The sequence below is a fragment of the Streptomyces sp. PL-29 genome (assembly GCF_058344425.1).
The window spans coordinates 2,272,437-2,293,381 of record NZ_CP136996.1 but is presented as its reverse complement, the minus strand read 5'-3'; the positions used below and the strand labels follow the sequence as shown (position 1 = coordinate 2,293,381).

18 protein-coding genes, 2 tRNA genes and 1 pseudogene are annotated in these 20,945 nt (G+C 72.6%); 20 read left to right on the top strand and 1 reads right to left on the bottom strand.

The window, feature by feature from the left end:
- Positions 1–135 precede the first annotated feature (135 nt).
- The 7 genes from R4Z63_RS10535 to R4Z63_RS10505 all read left to right on the top strand — a co-directional run bounded on the left by R4Z63_RS10535 (position 136) and on the right by R4Z63_RS10505 (position 6,540).
- On the top strand, positions 136–1,128 hold the full coding sequence (locus R4Z63_RS10535) for a glycosyltransferase family 2 protein (protein ID WP_384451013.1): 993 nt from the start codon (positions 136–138) through the stop codon (positions 1,126–1,128).
- On the top strand, positions 1,125–1,565 hold the full coding sequence (locus R4Z63_RS10530; protein WP_037923771.1) for a GtrA family protein: 441 nt from the start codon (positions 1,125–1,127) through the stop codon (positions 1,563–1,565). The genes R4Z63_RS10535 and R4Z63_RS10530 overlap by 4 nt, the downstream gene beginning before the upstream one ends.
- A 77-nt stretch (positions 1,566–1,642) precedes the next feature.
- A complete protein-coding gene (proB, locus tag R4Z63_RS10525; RefSeq protein WP_037923773.1) occupies positions 1,643–2,770 on the top strand; it encodes a glutamate 5-kinase in 1,128 nt (375 codons plus the stop codon).
- A 105-nt stretch (positions 2,771–2,875) separates the two neighbouring features.
- Complete coding sequence (locus R4Z63_RS10520; RefSeq protein WP_236647721.1) at positions 2,876–3,271, top strand: DUF8830 family protein; 396 nt, start codon at positions 2,876–2,878, stop codon at positions 3,269–3,271.
- Between the two features lie 139 nt (positions 3,272–3,410).
- Positions 3,411–4,694 (top strand): glutamate-5-semialdehyde dehydrogenase, encoded by a 1,284-nt coding sequence (locus tag R4Z63_RS10515; RefSeq protein WP_384451017.1) that lies wholly within the window; start codon positions 3,411–3,413, stop codon positions 4,692–4,694.
- Between the two features lie 77 nt (positions 4,695–4,771).
- Complete coding sequence (locus tag R4Z63_RS10510) at positions 4,772–5,338, top strand: SCO2584 family spore wall biosynthesis protein (RefSeq protein ID WP_384451021.1); 567 nt, start codon at positions 4,772–4,774, stop codon at positions 5,336–5,338.
- A gap of 68 nt (positions 5,339–5,406) precedes the next feature.
- Positions 5,407–6,540 (top strand): SCO2583 family membrane protein, encoded by a 1,134-nt coding sequence (locus R4Z63_RS10505; RefSeq protein ID WP_384451024.1) that lies wholly within the window; start codon positions 5,407–5,409, stop codon positions 6,538–6,540.
- Here the strand turns inward: R4Z63_RS10505 and R4Z63_RS10500 are convergent.
- Positions 6,524–7,612 (bottom strand): M48 family metallopeptidase, encoded by a 1,089-nt coding sequence (locus tag R4Z63_RS10500; RefSeq protein ID WP_384451027.1) that lies wholly within the window; start codon positions 7,610–7,612, stop codon positions 6,524–6,526. The genes R4Z63_RS10505 and R4Z63_RS10500 overlap by 17 nt on opposite strands.
- A 138-nt stretch (positions 7,613–7,750) precedes the next feature.
- On the opposite strand from R4Z63_RS10500, the gene R4Z63_RS10495 reads away from it, so the two are divergent.
- From R4Z63_RS10495 to R4Z63_RS10435, 13 genes and pseudogenes are all read left to right on the top strand, one after another.
- The gene (locus tag R4Z63_RS10495; protein ID WP_037631388.1) at positions 7,751–7,918 is read left to right on the top strand and encodes a hypothetical protein; all 168 of its coding nucleotides are present in this window, start codon (positions 7,751–7,753) and stop codon (positions 7,916–7,918) included.
- A 36-nt stretch (positions 7,919–7,954) separates the two neighbouring features.
- A complete protein-coding gene (nadD, locus tag R4Z63_RS10490) occupies positions 7,955–8,572 on the top strand; it encodes a nicotinate-nucleotide adenylyltransferase (RefSeq protein WP_030760999.1) in 618 nt (205 codons plus the stop codon).
- Positions 8,573–8,595: 23 nt separating this feature from the next.
- Complete coding sequence (locus R4Z63_RS10485; RefSeq protein WP_384451031.1) at positions 8,596–10,272, top strand: LCP family protein; 1,677 nt, start codon at positions 8,596–8,598, stop codon at positions 10,270–10,272.
- A gap of 120 nt (positions 10,273–10,392) precedes the next feature.
- A complete protein-coding gene (gene rsfS / locus R4Z63_RS10480) occupies positions 10,393–10,839 on the top strand; it encodes a ribosome silencing factor (protein ID WP_037923787.1) in 447 nt (148 codons plus the stop codon).
- Positions 10,836–11,492 (top strand): histidine phosphatase family protein, encoded by a 657-nt coding sequence (locus R4Z63_RS10475; RefSeq protein ID WP_037923789.1) that lies wholly within the window; start codon positions 10,836–10,838, stop codon positions 11,490–11,492. Before rsfS ends, R4Z63_RS10475 begins: the two co-directional genes overlap by 4 nt.
- Before the next feature lie 124 nt (positions 11,493–11,616).
- Positions 11,617–11,689: transfer RNA gene (locus R4Z63_RS10470), tRNA-Ala, on the top strand.
- 143 nt (positions 11,690–11,832) lie between these two features.
- Positions 11,833–12,066, top strand: coding sequence for a hypothetical protein (locus R4Z63_RS10465; protein ID WP_008738908.1), 234 nt, complete (start codon positions 11,833–11,835; stop codon positions 12,064–12,066).
- Between the two features lie 131 nt (positions 12,067–12,197).
- Positions 12,198–12,270, top strand: a tRNA-Ala gene (locus tag R4Z63_RS10460).
- 254 nt (positions 12,271–12,524) lie between these two features.
- Entirely contained in the window at positions 12,525–15,389 is a 2,865-nt protein-coding gene (gene leuS / locus R4Z63_RS10455; RefSeq protein ID WP_037923791.1) for a leucine--tRNA ligase, read from the top strand.
- 122 nt (positions 15,390–15,511) lie between these two features.
- A complete protein-coding gene (locus tag R4Z63_RS10450; protein WP_037923794.1) occupies positions 15,512–16,237 on the top strand; it encodes a hypothetical protein in 726 nt (241 codons plus the stop codon).
- 326 nt (positions 16,238–16,563) lie between these two features.
- Positions 16,564–17,409: a DegV family protein gene (locus R4Z63_RS10445; protein ID WP_384451037.1), complete on the top strand. Its 846-nt coding sequence runs from the start codon at positions 16,564–16,566 to the stop codon at positions 17,407–17,409.
- Between the two features lie 98 nt (positions 17,410–17,507).
- Positions 17,508–18,527: a ComEA family DNA-binding protein gene (locus R4Z63_RS10440; RefSeq protein ID WP_384451040.1), complete on the top strand. Its 1,020-nt coding sequence runs from the start codon at positions 17,508–17,510 to the stop codon at positions 18,525–18,527.
- Positions 18,524–20,893, top strand: a pseudogene (locus tag R4Z63_RS10435) (ComEC/Rec2 family competence protein); the annotation flags it as partial. The gene R4Z63_RS10440 and the pseudogene R4Z63_RS10435, both read left to right, overlap by 4 nt.
- Positions 20,894–20,945 lie beyond the last annotated feature (52 nt).

Sequence of the window (20,945 nt, the reverse complement as noted above, 5' to 3'; positions counted from 1 at the left end):
TCAAAGCTACCGTGTGCCGCCGTCGGCTCCGGCAGGGCGACTCTCGGTAGTCGCTCGCCGTGCATACTTCTAAGGAAGGTGGGAGGCGGCCCCGACCGTCGACAATCACCCGTTCGGATCCAGCAGGAAGTGTTCATGACGAAGCTGTCCGTAGTTGTTCCCTGCTACAACGAAGAAGCCGTCATCGACAGCTTCGACACGGAGATCCGCAAGGTGCTGGACACCCTCCCCGTCGAGTACGAGGTCTGCTACGTCGACGACGGAAGCCGCGACGGGACCCTCGACAAGCTCCGGAAGATCGCCGCGGGACACGGGGAACGGACCCGCTACGTCTCCTTCAGCCGCAACTTCGGCAAGGAGGCCGGCATGCTCGCGGGCCTGCGCGAGGCCACCGGCGACGCCGTCGTGATCATGGACGCCGACCTTCAGCACCCGCCGGAGCTCATCGCCACCATGCTGGAGCACTACCGGCAGGGCCACGACCAGATCATCGCCCGCCGCACCCGCGAGGGCGACAAGAAGGTGCGCTCCGCGCTGAGCCGCCTCTACTACCGGGGCGTCAACCGCTGGGTCGACGTCGAGCTGACCGACGGCGTCGGCGACTTCCGCATGCTGTCGCGCCCCGCCGTGGACGCCCTGCTGTCCCTGCCGGAGTACAACCGCTTCTCCAAGGGCCTGTTCTCCTGGATCGGCTTCGACACCGTCCACTTCGACTACCGCAACGCGCAGCGCGAGGCCGGCGAGACCAAGTGGAAGTTCGGCTCCCTGTTGAACTACGGCATGGACGGCCTGATCTCCTTCAACAACCGGCCGCTGCGGATCGGCATCTGGTTCGGCGTGTCACTGGTCGCCCTGACCGGCCTCTACGCGCTGTGGATCACCATCATGGCGATCACCAACGGTGTGGACTCCCCGGGCTACGTCACCCTGGTGGCCATCATCACGGGCCTGGGCGGTGTGCAGCTGATCATGCTGGGCCTCGTCGGCGAGTACATCGGCCGCATCTACTACGAGACCAAACGGCGGCCGCACTTCCTGGTGAAGGAGTCGCACGGCCGCGAGTCCCTCCCACGGACCGCCGTTACCGCGGCGGCGGAGCCGGCGGTCCGGGAGCGCAGCAGCCGATGACCCGCGCAGAACAGCTCGGCCAGGTATTCCGCTTCGCCCTCGTGGGCGGAGTCAACACCGGCACCTTCTTCGGCATCTACCTCCTCCTGCACCCGTGGATGCCGTACTTCGCCGCCTACTCGCTCGCCTTCGTGCTGGCGATGGTCGGCTCGTTCTTCATGAACACCTACTTCACCTACCGGACCCGGCCGACCTGGAAGAAGTTCCTCCTCTTCCCGCTGACGAACGTGACCAACTACGTCATCCAGTCCGCCGGCCTGTACGCCCTGGTGGCCTGGGCCGGGTTGGACACCCGGATCGCCCCGCTGGTCGCGGCGGTCGTGGCCATCCCGTTCACCTTCCTGCTCTCGCGCAAGATCCTCGTCCCGGGTGCGGCCCGCGCCGCCGCCGAGCAGGAAGAGGGCCAGGGGCGGGCCAGGACCTCGTCCACGGTCTGAAACCCCGGAGCGGCTGCCGCCCGCCACCCCGTAGATTGAGGTGGCAGGCATTGACGGCAAGGGGCAAGGGGAAGAACGTGTCAGCGGCTAGGCAAGGTGTCGTGGACGCCCGCAGGATCGTGGTCAAGGTCGGCTCCTCCTCCCTGACCACGGCGGCCGGCGGACTCGACGCCGACCGGGTGGACGCGCTCGTCGACGTCCTGGCCAAGGCCCGCAGCGGCGGTGAGAAGGAGATCGTCCTGGTCTCCAGCGGAGCCATCGCCGCCGGGCTCTCCCCGCTGGGCCTGCGCCGCAGGCCGAAGGACCTGGCCCGCCAGCAGGCCGCCGCCAGCGTCGGCCAGGGCCTCCTCGTCGCGCGCTACACCGCCTCCTTCGCGCGGTACGGTCTGCGCGTCGGCCAGGTGCTGCTCACCACCGACGACACCAGCCGCCGCGCCCACTACCGCAACGCGTACCGGACCCTCGACCAGCTGCTGGCCATGGGAGCCCTCCCAGTCGTCAACGAGAACGACACCGTCGCCACGGACGAGATCCGCTTCGGCGACAACGACCGGCTCGCCGCCCTCGTCGCCCACCTCGTCCGCGCGGACCTCCTCGTCCTGCTCTCCGACGTCGACGGCCTCTACGACGGCGACCCGTCCCAGCCGGGCACCACCCGCATCGACGAGGTCCACGGGCCCGCGGACATCGCGCACGTCTCCATCGGCAGCGCGGGCAAGGCGGGGGTGGGCACCGGCGGCATGGTCACCAAGGTCGAGGCGGCCCGGATCGCGGCAGCCGCCGGGATCCCGGTGGTGCTCACCTCCGCCAGCCAGGCCGCGGACGCCCTGGCGGGACGCGGGACCGGAACGTTCTTCCACGCCACCGGGCGCCGCTCCGCAGACCGGCTGCTCTGGCTCCAGCACGCCTCGACCCCGCAGGGCCACCTGGTCCTCGACGACGGGGCGGTCAGGGCCGTGACCCAGCGCGGCAGCTCGCTGCTGCCCGCGGGCATCGCGGCCGTCGAGGGCGACTTCGCGGCCGGAGACCCGGTGGAGCTGCGCTCCGCCGACGGCCGCGCCGTGGCCCGGGGGCTCGTCAACTTCGACGCCAAGGAACTCCCGCAGCTCCTCGGCCGCTCCACTCGCGAGCTCGCGCGGGAACTCGGACCCGCGTACGAGCGGGAGGTCGTCCACCGTGACGATCTGGTCCTGCTCCAGGGCTGAGGTTCGGCAAAACCGCAGCGCGGCCGCCCGGGGACTGGTCAACTGTGAGGGGCGGGGCAGGCGGACACGCGTAGCGGAGACAGGAGGCGGCTGGTGAGACGAGCGCTGACCAGCGTCGGTCCCGGGGACGGTGACGGCGGCGGGTACGAGGAGGACGAGGCCTCGCGCCTGTGGCACGTGACCCTGAGCGTCTCCGGCAAGCCGGCCCCGCTGTCCGAGGTCCGGCGGGGACTGGAGCAACTGGCCCACGACCACCCCTTCCTCCTGACCAGCCGGTACGCCGACGACCACGCGGAGATCCGCTACTGGGAAGAGGCACGCGACCTCCACGACGCGGCGGCCGTCGCCCTGCGCCTGTGGGGTGAGCACCGCTCCTCGGCGCAGTTGCCGCCGTGGGAGATCGTCGGCCTGGAGGTCATCGACCGCGCCACCTACCACCTGCGCGTCGCGGAGGGCTACGGACCGCCTCCCGCCCACCCGGTGGGCGTCCACCCGTACTGACGTGACGTGCCCGAACCCCGCCGGTGACCGCGGCGCGGGCGGCGGCTGCGCACCGGGGCGGGCGGAGCCGGGCCCGGAGCCCGTCTCGTGGTGTGGAAGCCCCGTCGGCCGGGCTCCGGCGTGGGCTTACCCTGGCCGCATGACCTCGCTCGACGACGCCACCGCCACCTCGCCCGTCCTCGCCACCGCGCGCCGCGCCCGGACCGCCGCCGCGGCCATCGCACCACTCCCGCGGTCCGCCAAGGACGCGGCCCTGCTGGCGGTCGCCGACGCGCTGGAGGCCCGTACCGCCGAGATCATCGCGGCCAACACCGCGGACACCGACAAGGCCCGAGCCGCCGGTACCAGCGAGACCGTCATCGACCGTCTCACCCTGACCCCGGAGCGGGTCGCCGCCATCGCCTCCGACGTGCGCGACGTCGCCGCCCTCCCCGACCCCGTCGGGGAGGTCGTCCGCGGCAGCACCCTGCCCAACGGCATCGACCTGCGGCAGATCCGCGTTCCCCTCGGCGTCGTCGGCATCATCTATGAGGCCCGCCCCAACGTCACCGTCGACGCCGCCGCCCTCTGCCTCAAGTCCGGCAACGCCGTCCTCCTGCGCGGCAGCTCCTCCGCCTACGCCTCCAACACCGCCCTCGTCGCCATCCTCCGCGACGCCATCCGGAGCGCCGGCCTGCCCGCCGACGCGATCCAGCTCGTCCCCGGCGAGTCCCGGGACTCCGTACGCGAGCTGATGCGCGCCCGCGGCCTCGTCGACGTGCTGATCCCGCGCGGCGGCGCCTCCCTCATCAAGACCGTGGTCGAGGAGTCCACCGTCCCGGTCATCGAGACCGGTACCGGCAACTGCCACGTCTACGTCGACGCCCAGGCCGACCTCGACATGGCCGTGGACATCCTCGTCAACTCCAAGGCCCAGCGGCCCTCCGTCTGCAACGCCGCCGAGACCCTCCTCGTCCACCGCGAGATCGCCGGCGCCTTCCTGCCGCGCGCCCTCGACGCGCTCGCCGAGGCCGGCGTCACCGTCCACGGCGACCCGGCCGTCCTCGCCGCCGCCGAAGGCACCAAGGCCACCGCTGTGCCCGCCACGGACGAGGACTGGGCCGCCGAGTACCTGTCCTACGACATCGCCGCGGCGGTGGTGGACTCGCTCGACGACGCCGTCGCCCACATCCGCCGCTGGACCTCCGGGCACACCGAGGCGATCGTCACCACCTCACAGGCCGCCGCGCGCCGCTTCACCCAGCTGGTCGACTCCACCACCGTCGCCGTGAATGCATCCACTCGGTTCACCGACGGTGGTCAGTTCGGTTTTGGCGCAGAGATCGGCATCTCCACGCAGAAGCTGCACGCCCGGGGCCCGATGGGGCTTCCCGAGCTCACCTCCACCAAGTACATCGTCACCGGCGACGGTCACGTTCGGTAGAGCGGCCGCCCACCTCGTGTGGCCGGAATTCGCCGAACAGCCTGCCCAAAGGCTCCCCCCAGGTCTAGGCTGTTCCCGTGCCGGACGACGTGGGGAGCAAGCCGTTCCCGGACGACGGGGAGCCCGACGACGACCGCGGAGGCGCGGAAGAGTACTTCGCCTCCGTGGTGTTCGACGAGGACTTCGTCCGGAACGCCGAGATCCGTGAACCGAGCGCCGCCGAGCGCCAGCGGGCGGCCGACCGGGCGCGTGCCGAGGCGGAGGCCGCCCGGGCCGTCGCCGCCGGCTGGACGGGCGACGACGACCATGACGGCTACGGCTACGGCCACCCCGACGGGTACGGCACCGACGACTACGGCTGGGAGCGCGGCGGTGACCACGAGCCCGGCCACGGCTCCCCGGACGGACCCTACGGGGCCTACGGAGGCAGCCTGCGCCCCTACCGGGGCCGCGCCCCGTGGCTGCGGCCCGTCGCCTGGGTGCTCGCCTTCGTGATGGGCCTGGGCATGGTCGCGCTCGCCTTCAGCGCCGTCTACCGCAGCGCCTCGGGTGAGGCGGACCCCGCTCCGGCTCCTTCCAGCACCCCCAGGCGTGAAGTCACCGGCGTCGGCGCGTTTACGTACCCTTCAGTACGCCAACCCTGAAGGTACGACCCCACTCGCGACCGCCGGAGCTGGGGGCTTCTCTGAAGCGGGGACAGCGGGGAGAAGCGATGGCCGTGCCAGGAGATCCACCCGACAGCACTCCCGACGGCACCGGCGGGGGCGACGACGAGTTCCGGTCGGACGAGTACCGATCGGTGGTGTTCGACGAGGATTTCGTCCGCGCCGCCCGGCTCCAGGAGTACTCCGCCCAGGAACGCATGGGCGAGCACGCCCGGGCCGTGCGCAGCCGGTCCATCTGGTCGGGCGGCGGCGCACCCCGCACCAGCACTCCCGGCCGCGGCGCCCGCCAGGGCATGCTGCTCGTGCTGCTCATCGCCACGGCCTTCGCCGTCGCCGTCTACCTGGGGCTGCGCAACCCCTACGTGCCGCCGGCCGGCGGCACCGCCCAGGCGCTCACCAGCACCGTCGTCCCGCTCGCGCCCACCGCCGCCGTGTCCGGCGGGCTGCCGCCGGAGCTGTTCGCGAAGAGCCCCGCCGCCGACTACCGGGTCGGGGCGGCCGGGATCACCCTGCCTGCGGTGCGCCGCACGCACCACTTCACCGACGCCCAGGTCCTCACCGCGCTGTCGATCGCCAAGGACTACCTGGTGCAGTCCTCGCTGGACCCCGATGTGCTGGCCGGATCCGCCACCCGGCCGGTGCGGGTCCTGCTCGACCCCGACCAGCTGGCGCAATTCGACCGCAGCATGACCGCCCCTGCCGGGGACGGCCGGCACGCCGCCACCGGCTGGCTGGTCCGCCTCGACCCGGCCACCGCCGTCATGGCCGACTCCCGGGTCCGGGTGAGCGGCACCCTCGCCTTCGAGGAGGTGGCCCAGGACGTGCTGGAGGTCACCACCGATCACACCTTCGTGTACGCCGTGCGGCCGGCCACCGGGGCCGTGGCCGAGGGCGCTTCGCTGTTCACCGTCCGGCGCGAGCTGCGGATGCGCTTCGACCGGGACGACCTGGGCGCCCGGCGGCTGGAGCTGGCATCGGCCTACGTGATGGCAGGGCCGCAGGACTGCTCCGCCGACCCGGCCGGGGGCTTCCGCCCGCTTCTGGCCGGGGCCGGTCCCACCACCGTGGGACCGGCCGCGAGCGACCCGTACGCCAGCGGCCACCCGAGGCGCTCGGCCGGGTTGTGCGGCGTACTGGCGCCCGCCGCGACTCCGGGCGCCCCGGTCAGCCCCGCTCCGTAGCCCCTGCCCCACCCTTGCCGTCCGAGCCGGTGTCCGGACCGGAACCGCCCCCGGCGCCGGTGAACTTGTCACGCAGCCTGCCGCCCATGTCGGCCGCACCGCCCGCGATGTCGCCCACCAGCTTGAACAGCGGGTCCTTGCTGCTGCGCACCGAGTCGGCGTAGTGCGCGGCCGACTCCCGGAAGGAGTCGGTGACCGAGGTGTCCTTGTCCTCCTCGCGGCGCGGGTAGTGGCCGTCCATGATCCGCTGGTAGTCCCGGCTCTCCGACCACTTCTTCAGCTCGGCCGCCCGGACCGTGGTGAAGGGGTGCGTGCGCGGCAGCATGTTGAGGATCTTCAGCACGGAATCCCGCAGGTCGCCGCCCTTCTCGTACTCGTCGGCCTGCTCCAGGAAGGCGTCCACGTTCATCTCGTGCAGGTGGTTGCCGCCCGCCAGCTTCATCAGCCCGCGCATCGAGGCCATCACGTCCTGCCCCACCAGCAGGCCCGCCCGGTCGGCTGACAGCTCCGACTTGCGGAACCATTCCCGCAGCGCGGTCACGATCGTCATGATCGCCACATTGCCCAGCGGAATCCACGCGACCTTCACCGCCAGGCTCGTCAGGAACAGCAGGATCGTGCGGTACACGGAGTGTCCCGACAGCGCGTGGCCCACCTCGTGGCCGACCACCGCCCGCATCTCCTCCTCGTCGAGCAGCTCGACGAGGCTCGTGGTCACCACGATGATCGGCTCGTCCAGCCCGATGCACATGGCATTGGGGCGCGGGTCCTGCTGCACGTACATCTGCGGGACCTTCTCCAGGTCCAGGATGGAGCAGGCGTCGCGGAGCATCGCATACAGGTGGGGGAACTGGGTCTCGCCCACCCGCACGGAGTCCGACAGGAACAGCAGCCGCAGGCTCCGCTCCGGGAGCAGCCCGCTCAGGGTCTTGAAGACCGTGTCGAAGCCGGTCAGCCTGCGCAGCGCCACCAGGGCCGACCGGTCCGCCGGATGCTCGTACGCACGCGAGGAGATGCCGGGGAACCTCCTGCGGTCCCGCGCCGGCACCTTCTCGAATCCCGTCTCCGTCATGCGCCCTCCCCTGGTGGAACTGCTCGACCTTGCGTCTATCCTCTCCAACGCCTGAGTCGGCGCGAGCGTGCCCGGGGCGCCCGCATACGATGTGGGCGAAGTCTCCGACAGCTCCCCGACTCGATAGGTACCTGCCTGATGAGCCTCTCCTCCACCGCCCACAACCTGGTCGTCCTCGCCTCGGAGGGGGCCGAACAGCACGGCGGCAACCACGACAGCCTCAACCCCTACCTGACCGGCGGCGCCGCCTTCGTCATCCTGATGCTGATGCTCTGGGTCACCACGCGCCTGAACCGCGACCGCTAGTCGGACCGGTCCGCCGGGCCAGTAGGCTCTGCGCTCATGGGAGAGCAGGAGACGCCTACCGGTCCGGTCAAGCGCCGGCTCGGCGTGATGGGCGGGACATTCGACCCGATCCACCACGGACACCTGGTGGCCGCCAGCGAGGTGGCCGCCCTTTTCCACCTCGACGAGGTGGTGTTCGTGCCGACGGGCGAGCCCTGGCAGAAGTCCCAGCGGGCCGTCTCGCCCGCCGAGGACCGCTACCTGATGACGGTCATCGCCACGGCCTCGAACCCGCAGTTCTCGGTGAGCCGCATCGACATCGACCGCGGCGGGCCGACCTACACGATCGACACCCTCCGGGACCTGAAGGCGCTGAACGACGACGCCGACCTGTTCTTCATCACCGGTGCCGATGCCCTCGCCCAGATCCTGACCTGGCGCAATGCCGACGAGCTCTTCTCGCTCGCCCACTTCATCGGAGTCACCCGGCCGGGCCACGTGCTCACCGACGACGGGCTCCCCGAGGGCGGCGTCTCCCTGGTCGAGGTGCCCGCGCTGGCGATCTCGTCCACGGACTGCCGCGCGCGCGTCGCCCAGGGCGATCCCGTCTGGTACCTGGTGCCGGACGGTGTGGTGCGCTACATCGACAAGCGTGAGCTGTACCGGGGAGCCTGAGCTTCCGGAGAGAGGGGCCCGCGGTGAACGACCGACAGGATCCGTACGACCCGTACGCCGCCCACGAGCAGCAGCTCATCGGCTACGACGCGTACGGGCGGCCGGTGTACGGCCAGGCGCCCGCGCAGCCCGCCCACCAGTACGAGCAGCAGGGCTACGGCTACGACTACCAGGGCTACGACCAGCCCCAGCAGTACTACCAGCAGCAGCCGGCGGCCCAGGAGTACGGGCAGCAGGAGTACCCCCAGGCGCCCTCGCACGGCTACGACGCGCAGCACGGCGGCCGGCCCCCGCAGCAGGCCCAGCACCAGCAGTGGATCCCGCAGCAGCAGGCTCCCGAGCCTCCGGCGGCCGAGCAGCTCTCGGCCCCGGCGGAGCGGGCGTCCGGCCAGGTCCCCGAGCCGCGCCGGTCCGAGGACGGCTCCGAGGCGGGCCGGGACTACCGCACCGAGATGTTCGCGTTCATCGACCAGCCGGACGAGGACTCCGAGGACGTCATCGACTGGCTCAAGTTCACCGAGAGCCGCACCGAGCGCCGCGAGGAGGCACGCCGCCGCGGGCGCAACCGGGTGGTCGCGCTGATCGTGGCCCTCGCCGTGTTCGTCGTCGCGGGCCTGGGCTACCTCTGGTACGCGGGCAAGCTGCCGTTCCTCGACGGCCCCGGCGGGAAGAAGACCGCCGCCACCGCGGACGCCGCGGCGCAGAAGCGCGACATGATCGTCGTGCACCTGCACAACACCAAGAAGGGCGGTACCTCCTCGGCACTGCTCGTCGACAACGTCACCACCGGGCAGGGCGCCACCGTCCTGTTGCCGAACGCCCTCGCCGTCACCAGCCAGGACGGCACCGCCACGGCCCTGGGCAAGGCGGTCGAGGAGGGCGGCCTCGGCACCCGCGAGGCCCTCGACTCCGTGCTCGGCACCCGGATCGGCGGCACCTGGCGCCTGGACACCCCCTTCCTGGAGAACCTGGTCGAGCTGGTCGGCGGCATCGAGGTCGACACCGACACCGCGGTCCCGGCCGACGACGCGGCGAAGACCCCAGCCGTGGGGCAGGGCCCGAAGCAGAGCCTGAGCGGCCCGATGGCCGTCGCGTACGCCACGTACCGGGCGCAGGGCGAGCCGGAGGCCAAGCAGCTGGAACGCACGGGCAAGGTGCTCCACGGCGTCCTGCGCAAGTTCCCGGGCGACCCGAAGGCCGGGGCCGTCACAGTCGAGAGCATCGGCCAGATCCTCGATCCCGCGCTGAACGCCCAGACCCTCGGGGCCCTGCTGTCCAAGCTCGGCGCGCACGCCAAGGTGGGCGCGTACCGCACCGACGTCGTCGCGGTGAAGGCGGACGGGACGCTCACGGACGAGGCCAACAAGAAGGTGGTCAAGGAGGTGCTCGGCGGCTCCGCGGACTCGGCCCGGCCCGGCGCCGTCCCGCGCGTCGGACTCAAGGACGCCAGCGGCGACGAGAAGGCGCAGGTCGCGGCGAAGGCGGCGCTGCTGAACGGCGGCTACACCTTCGTGGACGGCGGCAAGGCCGACAAGACCGCGGCCGCCTCGCAGATCACCTACCAGGACGACGCCCAGCGCGACCGCGCGATCGAGGTCGCCAAGACCCTGGGCCTGCCCGAGACGGTCGTGAAGAAGGCCGAGAACGCGGTGAACGCCGAGGTCGTGGTGATCCTCGGGAAGGACTACAAGCAGTCCTGACCTGGCCGCGGCCCGGCCAGGCGAGGGCGTTCGCGCCCGCGCGGAACGTTCCGCGCGGGCGCTGTCGGCGGTACATGAGACCCTTGTAAGGATCTGCCCGCCAACCCGAAAGCATGGCCAGTGACCGCCACGGACCGCTCCATCGAGCTCATCACCACCGCTGCCCAGGCCGCGGCCGACCGGCTCGCACACGACATCATCGCGTACGACGTCAGCGACGTGCTGTCGATCACCGACGCCTTCCTGCTCGCCTCGGCGCCCAACGACCGCCAGGTCAAGTCGATCGTCGACGAGATCGAGGAGCGCCTGCAGAAGGAGCTCGGCGCCAAGCCGGTGCGCCGTGAGGGCGACCGCGACGCCCGCTGGATCCTGCTCGACTACGTCGACATCGTCGTCCACGTCCAGCACAGCGAGGAGCGGGTCTTCTACGCGCTGGAGCGCCTGTGGAAGGACTGCCCCGAGATCGAGCTCCCCGAGGACGCCAAGCTCACCATCGGCAAGGCCGAGGAGCACGCCAAGCTGCGCGAGGCGCAGGGCGACGAGGACCTGGACGGTGATCTGTTCTGAGCGCGACCACCTCGGGCCGGGCCGGCAGGAAGATCGTTCTCTGGAGGCACGGCCAGACCGCGTGGAACCTGGAACGGCGCTTCCAGGGATCGACGGACATCGAGCTGACCGAGACGGGCCTGGCACAGGCGCGCCGGTCCGCGCGACTGCTCGCCTCGCTGCGGCCGGACGCCATCGTCGCGTCCGACCTGAAGCGGGCCGCGGCCACCGCAGCCGAGCTGTCCGCCGTCACGGGCCTGCCCGTGACGCACGCGGAGGCGCTGCGCGAGACGTACGCGGGCGAGTGGCAGGGCCTGACGCACGAGGAGATCGTCGAGAAGTACGGCGAGCAGTACGCGGCGTGGAAGCGCGGCGAGCCGGTCCGCCGGGGCGGCGGTGAGCTGGAGACCGAGGTCGCCGACCGCGCCGCGCCCGTAGTGCTGGAGCACACCGGCCGACTGCCGGCGAACGGCACCCTCGTCGTGGTCAGCCACGGCGGCACCATCCGCACCACCATCGGGCGTCTGCTGGGCCTGGAGGCGCACTCCTGGGAGAGCCTGGGCGGACTCTCCAACTGCTGCTGGTCCGTGCTCGGCGAGGGCGCGCGCGGCTGGCGCCTGCTGGAGCACAACGCCGGCACGCTGCCGGAACCGGTGCTCGGCGACGACGACTGAGCGGGCTCCCTGCCGCTTCCCGACGGGTCACCGACCCGGATTTCACTTTCCGGCTGGTCACAGGCTAGAGTTCTTCTTGTTCGCAGCGAAGAACACCGGAGACGGGGGAAGCGCAGCGGAGAGCGGGGCTATAGCTCAGTTGGTAGAGCGCCTGCATGGCATGCAGGAGGTCAGGAGTTCAATTCTCCTTAGCTCCACAATCAGGATCCCGTCCCCAAGTGGGGGCGGGATCCCTGTTTTTGTACCCTTTGCGTTTGCTGACCCTGCACGCACCGGCGTGGCAGAATCGGACCGCCGGAGGGGGAGTCGACGGCCCGACGCGGGAGGGAGTCGCGAACGGATGGGTGCACACCGGCGCCGGTGCGACTGGTGCAACAACGGGACGCCGATCGTGCGGGACATGGACCCGGTCAACCCCGACTACCAGTACTGGTGCGAGGAATGCGCGCGGGCGCTGATCATAAAGGGCGACCCGATCGAGACGTACCGCGAGCTGGAAGGGGAGCCGATCTACGGTCGGCTGCTCGATGAGCACTGCACGCTCAAGCGGTTCTACCAGTTCGCGAGAGCGTGACGGATCGATGTAAATCGGACATGGCCCGTGGTTCGCAGAAACCGATTTTTGGACCAGGGCCATGACCGTGTAATGTTTGGGACGTCGCCAAGGGGAACCGGCAAGGGAAACCGAAGCGGCAAGCAAGGCAAGGGGCTATAGCTCAGTTGGTAGAGCGCCTGCATGGCATGCAGGAGGTCAGGAGTTCAATTCTCCTTAGCTCCACAGTGAAGAAGCGGGCCACCCGATCGGGTGGCCCGCTTCTCGTGGTACCACCGGGTGGAACGGCCGAGCGTCGGCGGGGGCCGCTGCGGTACCCTGACGCCATGCGTGCCGTACGCCTCCTGCTTACCGAGCCGCGCTGATCAGTGCCGACCGTCGAAACGGTCGGACCCGGCGCGGCGCCCCCTCCTGTGCGAGGGGTTTTTTCGTTTGGGCAGGCAGAGACGGCAGAGACGATCGATGGAGCTTCAGAAATCATGAGCGAGACGAACACCCCGGCCCCCGAGGCGGCCGAGGCGCACCGCTACACGGCTGCCATGGCCGCCGACATCGAGGCACGCTGGCAGGACGTATGGGACGCGCAGGGCACGTACGAGGCCCCGAACCCGACCGGTGACCTCGCCGGGGACCCCGCGATCGTCGCCCGGCCCAAGAAGTTCATCATGGACATGTTCCCGTACCCCTCCGGTGCGGGCCTGCACGTCGGCCACCCGCTCGGGTACATCGCCACCGACGTCTACGCCCGCCACCAGCGGATGACCGGCCACAACGTCCTGCACACCCTGGGATTCGACGCCTTCGGCCTGCCGGCCGAGCAGTACGCCGTGCAGACCGGCACGCACCCGCGCGTGTCGACCGAGGCGAACATCGAGAACATGAAGCTCCAGCTGCGCCGGCTGGGCCTGGGCCACGACAAGCGCCGGTCCTTCGCCACGATCGACCCCGAGTACTACAAGTGGACCCAGTGGATCTTCCTGCAGATCTACAACTCCTGGTACGACGCGGACGCGCAGAAGGCCCGGCCCGTCGCCGAGCTGGTCGCCGCCTTCGAGGACGGCTCCCGTGAGGTCCCGGGCGGCCGCGCCTGGTCCGGCCTGACCGCGGCCGAGCGCGCCGACGTGCTGAACGGCTTCCGCCTGGCGTACTCCTCCGACGCGCCCGTCAACTGGTGCCCCGGGCTGGGCACCGTACTGGCCAACGAGGAGGTCACCGCCGACGGCCGTTCCGAGCGCGGCAACTTCCCGGTCTTCAAGTCCAGGCTGAGCCAGTGGAACATGCGGATCACCGCGTACGCCGACCGACTGCTCGACGACCTGGACGCGCTGGACTGGCCCGAGGCCATCAAGCTGCAGCAGCGCAACTGGATCGGCCGCAGCGAGGGCGCCCGCGTCGACTTCGCGCTGGGCGACGAGGCCATCACCGTCTTCACCACCCGCCCGGACACCCTGTTCGGCGCCACCTACATGGTGCTGGCGCCCGAGCACCCGCTGGTCGAGAAGTTCATCCCGGCCGCCTGGCCCGAGGGCACCCACGACGTGTGGACGGGCGGTTACGCCACCCCGGCCGAGGCCGTCGCCGCCTACCGCGGGCAGGCCGCCGCCAAGTCGGACGTCGAGCGCCAGGCCGAGGCCAAGGACAAGACCGGCGTCTTCACCGGCGAGTACGCGACCAACCCGGTCAGCGGCGACAAGGTCCCGGTCTTCATCGCCGACTACGTGCTGATGGGCTACGGCACCGGCGCGATCATGGCCGTTCCCGCGCACGACAGCCGTGACTTCGAGTTCGCGCGCGCCTTCGAGCTGCCGATGCGCTGTGTCGTGCAGCCCTCGGACGGGCGCGGAACCGACCCGGCCGAGTGGGACGACGCCTTCGCCTCGTACGACGCGAAGCTGGTCAACTCCACGGGCGAGGGCATCTCGCTGGACGGCCTGGGCGTCGTCGAGGCCAAGGCCGCGATCACCGAATGGCTGGCCGAGCGCGGCATCGGTGAGGGGACGGTCAACTTCCGTCTGCGCGACTGGCTGTTCAGCCGGCAGCGCTACTGGGGCGAGCCCTTCCCGATCGTCTACGACGAGGACGGCGTCGCGCACTCCCTGCCCGAGTCGATGCTGCCGCTGGAGCTGCCGGAGGTCGAGGACTACGCGCCGCGCACCTTCGAGCCGGACGACGCGGACTCGCAGCCGGAGACCCCGCTGTCGCGCAAGGCCGACTGGGTCAACGTCGAGCTGGACCTGGGCGACGGCGTGAAGTCCTACCGGCGCGAGACCAACACCATGCCCAACTGGGCCGGTTCCTGCTGGTACGAGCTGCGCTACCTGGACCCGAACAACGCCTCCGCACTGGTCGACCCGGAGATCGAGCAGTACTGGATGGGCCCGCGCGAGGGCGCTCCGCACGGCGGTGTCGACCTGTACGTGGGCGGCGCCGAGCACGCGGTGCTGCACCTGCTGTACGCCCGCTTCTGGTCGAAGGTCCTCTTCGACCTGGGGCACGTGTCGTCGGTCGAGCCGTTCCACAAGCTCTTCAACCAGGGCATGATCCAGGCCTACGTCTACCGTGACGAGCGCGGCTTCCCGGTCACGGCCACCGAGGTCGAGGAGCGCGACGGCGCGTTCTTCTTCGAGGGCGAGCAGGTCAAGCGCGAGCTGGGCAAGATGGGCAAGTCCCTGAAGAACGCCGTCACGCCGGACGAGATCTGCACGGAGTACGGCGCCGACACGCTGCGCCTGTACGAGATGGCGATGGGCCCCCTGGACGTCTCCCGCCCGTGGGACACCCGCGCGGTCGTCGGCCAGTACCGCCTGCTGCAGCGCCTGTGGCGCAACATCGTGGACGAGGAGACCGGCGCGGTCACCGTCGTGGACGCGGAACCCGCCGAGGACACCCTGCGTGCGTTGCACAAGGCCATCGACGGGGCGGGCTCGGACATGGCGGGGCTGCGGTTCAACACCGCCATCGCCAAGATCACCGAGCTGAACAACGCCCTGACGAAGGCGGGCCGCCCGCTGGAGCGCTCGGTCGCCGAGCGGCTGGTCCTGCTGGTCGCCCCGCTCGCCCCGCACATCGCGGAGGAGCTGTGGCACCGGCTGGGCCACAGCGAGTCGGTGGTCCACCAGGACTTCCCCGTAGCGGACCCGGCGTACGTCGTGGACGAGAGCGTGACGTGCGTGGTGCAGGTCAAGGGCAAGGTCAAGGCGCGGCTGGAGGTGCCGCCGACGATCACGGACGCCGAGCTGGAGCAGCTGGCCGTGACCGACGCCGCCGTGGTGGCGGCCCTGGGCGGCGCGGAGATCCGCAAGGTGATCGTGCGTGCGCCGAAGCTGGTGAACATCGTCGTCTGAGGGCGCACCCCCGTATGAGGGGGATCCCGTACGGGCAGGTTGGGGGTTCGAAGGGAACCCCCGACCTGCCCGTGGCGTTTACGGTGGAGGGGAAGAGCGGACGCCTGGGGAAAGGGGCCGTCATGGAGGCCGCGTTGATCATCTTCGCGCTGATGCTGCTGGCCATGGTCGGCCTCGGCGCGTACCTCACGGTCAAGGCGGTGGGCGCGGCCAAGCGGGGCGTGGAGCGCACCGTCGCCCAGGCGCGCCGCAGCGTGGAGGACACCACGCTGCGCGCCAAGAGCTTCGGCCAGGTCGGCGTTGCGGGCGCGCTGGCGCAGCTGCGGCTGGACCTGCGCACGTCCATGCGCGCCACCCAGCAGGCGCTGGCCGAGGGAGCCCGGACGGACGCCTCGCTGCGGGAGTCCCTTGGGCTGTTCGAGCGGCTCAGCGCCCACGGGCACGAGCTCGACGGGGAGCTGAAGCGGCTGGAGCAGGAGCCCGACCGGCGGCGCACCGCGGAACTGCTGCCGGATCTGCGCGAGCGCACCGCCAGGATCATCGAGGCGGCGGACTCGCTGCGGTGGGCCGCCCGCGACCGGGCCCGCCGCTTCGCGGAGGACGAGCTGTCCCTGCTGTCCGAGCAGATCGAGATGGAGTCGGGCGCGCTGCGCGACTGGTCGCGCGAGCCGGTGGACGGCCTGGCGACGGCGGCCGCCGAGTGGGACGCGGCCCAGGCCACGCCCACCGCGCCCGGGCCGGCGGCCCCGAAGCCGGCGACCGCACCCCCGCAGGCGGCCCTGAATCCGCCGACCCCGACGATGCAGTACCCGTGGCAGAAGACCGCCCGCCCGGAAAGCGCGGGCTGAGCGGAACCGGCGGCTGAGCGGAACCACCGCCCGGGGAACGGGGTCGGGACCGGGGCGTGGGTCCCTGGGGCGTGGGCCTGTGTGGCCGTGGACCTGTGTGGGGCGTGGGCCTGCGTCGGGCGTGGGTCCCAGCTGTGGGCCCCGGGGCGAGTTTCCGGCGCGGCAAAGGGCCGGGGCGGGGAGGCGCGGCAGCGACCCCGGGGGGCGGCCCGCGGCCCCCGATCCGTAGGATCTGACCGCCGCGGCCGAAGCCGAGCGGTGCCCGTCCCGCCCCAGCCCGGGGCCCCGGCTGCCGTACCGCCCCCACGGGCGGTAACCTCCGCCTCATGTCCCGCCATGTCGCCATCGTCACCGATTCCACGGCCTACCTGCCCCGTCCGGCCATGGCGCGGCACGGAATCACCTCCGTCCCGCTCACCGTGGTGCTCGGCGGCGAGGCGCTCGAAGAAGGCACCGAGATCTCGGCGCGCAGCCTGGCCCTCGCCTTGCAGAAGCGCCGCCCGGTCACCACCTCCCGCCCCGGCCCGGAGGAGTTCGTACGTGCCTACCGGGAGGCGGCGGACGCCGGGGCGACCGGCGTGGTCAGCCTGCACCTGTCCGCCGAGTTCTCGGGGACCTATGACGCCGCCGTGCTGGCGGCCAGGACCGCACCCGTGCCGGTGCGCGTCGTGGACACCGGCATGGTCGCGATGGCCCTCGGGTTCTGCGCGCTCGCCGCGGCCGAGGCCGCCGAGGCCGGCGGCTCCGTGGACGAGGCCGTGGCGGCCGCCGAGAAGCGGGCGGCGGACATGGCCGCGTACTTCTACGTGGACACCCTCGACTATCTGCGCCGCGGCGGCCGGATCGGGGCCGCGCAGGCGCTCCTCGGCTCGGCCCTGGCGGTGAAGCCGCTGCTGACCCTGGACGGCGGGCGTATCGAGATGCTGGAGAAGGTGCGTACGGCCTCCAAGGCCATCGCCCGTCTGGAGGAGCTGGCCGTCGAGCGCGCCGGCTCCGCGGAGGTGGACGTGGCGGTGCATCACCTGGCGGCACCGGAGCGGGCTGAGAGGCTCGCCGAGCGGCTCCGCGAGCGGATTCCCGGCCTGGTCGAGCTGCACGTCAGCGAGGTCGGCGCGGTGATCGGCGCGCACACCGGACCGGGGCTCCTGGCGGCGGTCGTCTCGCCCCGCTGATCACCGGAACGAGTGGCGCGGTTTTCCACAACAGGGCCGATATCCACCGGAATTGAAGGATCCGGACGGTGGTCGGGATCTGTCTCTACGGTCGTGGCATGACTCTTCGAACCCGTATCGCGTATCCGTCGGGCGCCACCAGTGGCCCGGGCCGTACCCGTCTCTCCGACAGCCGCCTGCGGCGCGGCGGTGGCGGCGGCAGGCGCCGCAACGGCCTCCGCGGCGCGCCCGCACGTCCTCGTCGGGGGCCGCACCCTGGGCCGGACGAGGGGTCGGGTCCCGACCCGGGTCGGGACCCGGGGCCGGACGCGGTGCGGCGGAGGGCCGAAGCCCTGCTCGGCGGTGCCGGCCCGCCGGAGCCGGCGGTCAGCCAGCCGTCGCCCCTGCAGCCGTTGCTCCCGTCGCCGTCGGCCGCGGAGGATCCGCCGGCACCGTCCGGCGGAGCGGTGGCCGGCGCCCTGACCGCCGGTGCCGCGCGGAGGCTGGCGGTGCGGGAGCGGCTGCCGGTATGGCTGCAGGCCCGTTGCGCGGTGGAGCCGCGCTCGGTGGCTGCGGTCGGGGTGGTCCTGGTCGCCGCCGTGTGCTTCGCCGCGCAGCAGTACTGGTCGGCCCGGCCGCAGGACGTGACCGCCCCCGCCCCGGCGGTGCTGCCGGCCGTGGCCGCGGCGCCGGCCGCGGCAGGGGGAGGGGGCGGCGCGGGGCCCGCGGGGACCGTGGTCGTCGATGTCGGCGGGAAGGTCAGGGACCCCGGAGTGCGGCGCCTGCCAGCCGGGTCCCGGGTCGAGGACGCGCTGGCCGCCGCCGGGGGAGTGCGTCCGGGTACGGACACCACCGGGCTGAACCGGGCCCGGGTGCTGGTGGACGGCGAGCAGGTGCTGGTGGGCGCGACGGCGCCGCCGGGAACGGCCGCGGGCGGTCCGGCCGCCGGGCCGCTCAGTCTGGGCTCCGCCACCGTCGAGCAGTTGGACGCCCTCCCCGGGGTGGGGCCGGTCCTGGCCCAGCACATCGTCGACTTCCGCACCGCCCGCGGCGGATTCCGGTCCGTGGAGGAGCTCCGCCAGGTCAACGGCATCGGCGAGCGGCGCTTCGCCGACCTGCGCACGCTGGTGCGGCCGTGAACCGCGGGGAGGGGGCGGGGCCTGCGGATCTGCGGCTCGCGGTGCCGGCGGTGGCCGCCTGGGCGGCGGCCGCCCTCGCCCTCGACTCACCTGTGGGGGCGACCGCCCTCGGTGCGGGGCTGGCGGTGGCCGCCGCGGGGCTGCTGCTGGTCCGAGGAGGGCGTCAGGGGGCCCGGTGGGGGGTCGGTCCGGCCGTGGCGGCGGCCCTGCTGGCCGCGGCCGCCGGAGCCTGTGTCGCGGGGCTCCAGTCGGCCGAGGCGCGGGCCGGGCCGGTCGCCGGGCTGGCGCGGGAGCACGCCCGGGTCCTCGCGGAGCTCACCGTCGCATCCGACCCCAGGACCGCGCGGAGCGGGAGCGGGCCGCCGGTGGTGGTGCTGGACGCGGTGGTGACCCGGGTGACCGGGCCCGACGGTGCGGGGAGTCGGGTCGCGACGCCGGTGCGGGTGCTGGCCGGACACGTGGGATGGGCCCGCCTCCTGCCCTCCACCCGGGTGGAGGTGGCCGCCCGGCTGGCCCCGGCGCGGGACGGGGAGCGGGCCGTGGCGCTGCTCCGCCCGGCCGGCGACACGCCGCCGGGGGTGACCGGTGGCCCGGATGCCGCTCAGCGGCTGGCGGGGCGGCTGCGGGCCGGGCTGCGCCGGGCTACCGATGGGCTCGCACCGGATGCTCGGGCCCTGCTGCCGGGACTGGTCGTCGGGGACACGTCCAGGGTCCCGCCCGACCTGCACGAGGCCTTCCGGGCCACCGATCTGCTCCATTTGCTGGCCGTTTCCGGGTCGAACCTGACCGTGGTGCTGTTCCTGCTCATCGGGCCCCCGGGCCGCGCCCAGCAGGCCGAGCGGCGGGGGCTGGCGCCCCGGCTGGGGCTTTCGCTGCGGGCGACCGCCGTGTGCGGGGCGGCCCTGACGCTGGCCTTCGTGGTGGTGTGCCGTCCGGAGCCGAGCGTGCTGCGGGCGGCGGCCTGCGGGGCGGTCACCCTGCTGGCCATCGCCACCGGCCGGCGCCGGTCCCTGATTCCTGCGCTGGGCGCCGCCGTGCTGCTGCTGGTGCTTTACGACCCGTGGCTGGCCCGCAGTCCCGGCTTCCTGCTCTCGGTCCTGGCCACGGGGGCGCTGCTGACCCTCGCTCCGCGGTGGAGCGGGGCCCTGCGGCGGCGCGGGGCGGGACCCCGGCTCGCCGAGGCGCTGGGGGCTGCCGCCGCCGCCCAGGCGGTGTGCGCGCCCGTCGTCGCCGTGCTCGCGGCCCGGGTCAGCCTGGTGGCGGTGCCGTGCAACCTGCTGGCCGAGCTGGCCGCCGGTCCGGCGACCGTCCTCGGCTTCGCCACCCTGGCCGCGGCCCCGCTCTCGATGCCCGCCGCGGAGGTGCTCGCCCGGTGCGCCGGGGTGCCCGCGGGGTGGATCGCGGCCGTCGCGCGGGCCGGGGCGGGGCTTCCCGGCGCCGAGCTCTCCTGGCCGGGCGGACTCGCCGGCGGCCTGCTGCTGACCGCCGCCACCCTGACGGCCGTGGTTCTCGGTGCCCGGTGGAGGCGGCGGCGGTGGCTGTGCTCCGCGCTGGCGGTGCTGCTGCTCCTCGCGGTACTGCGGCCGCCGCAGCTCACCCGCACGCTCACCGGCTGGCCTCCGCCCGACTGGAGTTACGTCCAGTGCGCCGTGGGGCAGGGGGACGCCGGCGTTCTGGCCGTCGGCCCGGGGGAGGCGCTGGTGGTGGATGCCGGCGCGGAGCCCGGGCCGGTGGACGAGTGCCTGCGCGGGCTGGGGGTGCGCCGGGTGCCGATGCTGCTGCTGACGCACTTCCACGCCGACCATGTGGGAGGGCTGCGGGGCGTGCTGCGGGGCCGCTCCGTGGGGGTGGTCCAGACCACCGTGCTGGAGGAGCCGCCGGGGCAGGCCGCGTTCGTCCGCCGGACCGCCGCGGCAGCCGGGGTGCCGGTGGTACGCGCCGTGCAGGGGGAGCGGCGCCGAGCCGGGCCGCTGGAATGGCAGGTGCTGTGGCCCCCGCCGGGCGGCTCGCCCTTCCCGGGGCCCAACGACGCGAGCGTCGTCCTGCTGGTGCGCGCCGCGGGGCTGACCCTGCTCCTGCTCGGAGACCTCGAACCGGCCGCGCAGCAGGCCCTCCTGAGGGAGCATCCGCAGCTGGGGCCGGTCGATGTCCTCAAGGTCGCCCACCACGGCTCCGCGCACCAGGATCCCGGGCTGTACGAGCGGGTCCGGCCCAGGCTCGCGATTGTTCCCGTCGGGACAAAAAACCGGTACGGGCACCCCGCGCCGGGTACGCTCACCCGCCTGCGGGCCGTGGGTGCGACGGTGCTGCGCACCGACACCGACGGCTCGATCGCCGTCAGTGGATCCGGCGTTCGGCTGCGTGCGTTTCCGGCCAGGAGGCGGCGTGACCGACGCGGCCATACCGGGCGCGAGTGTT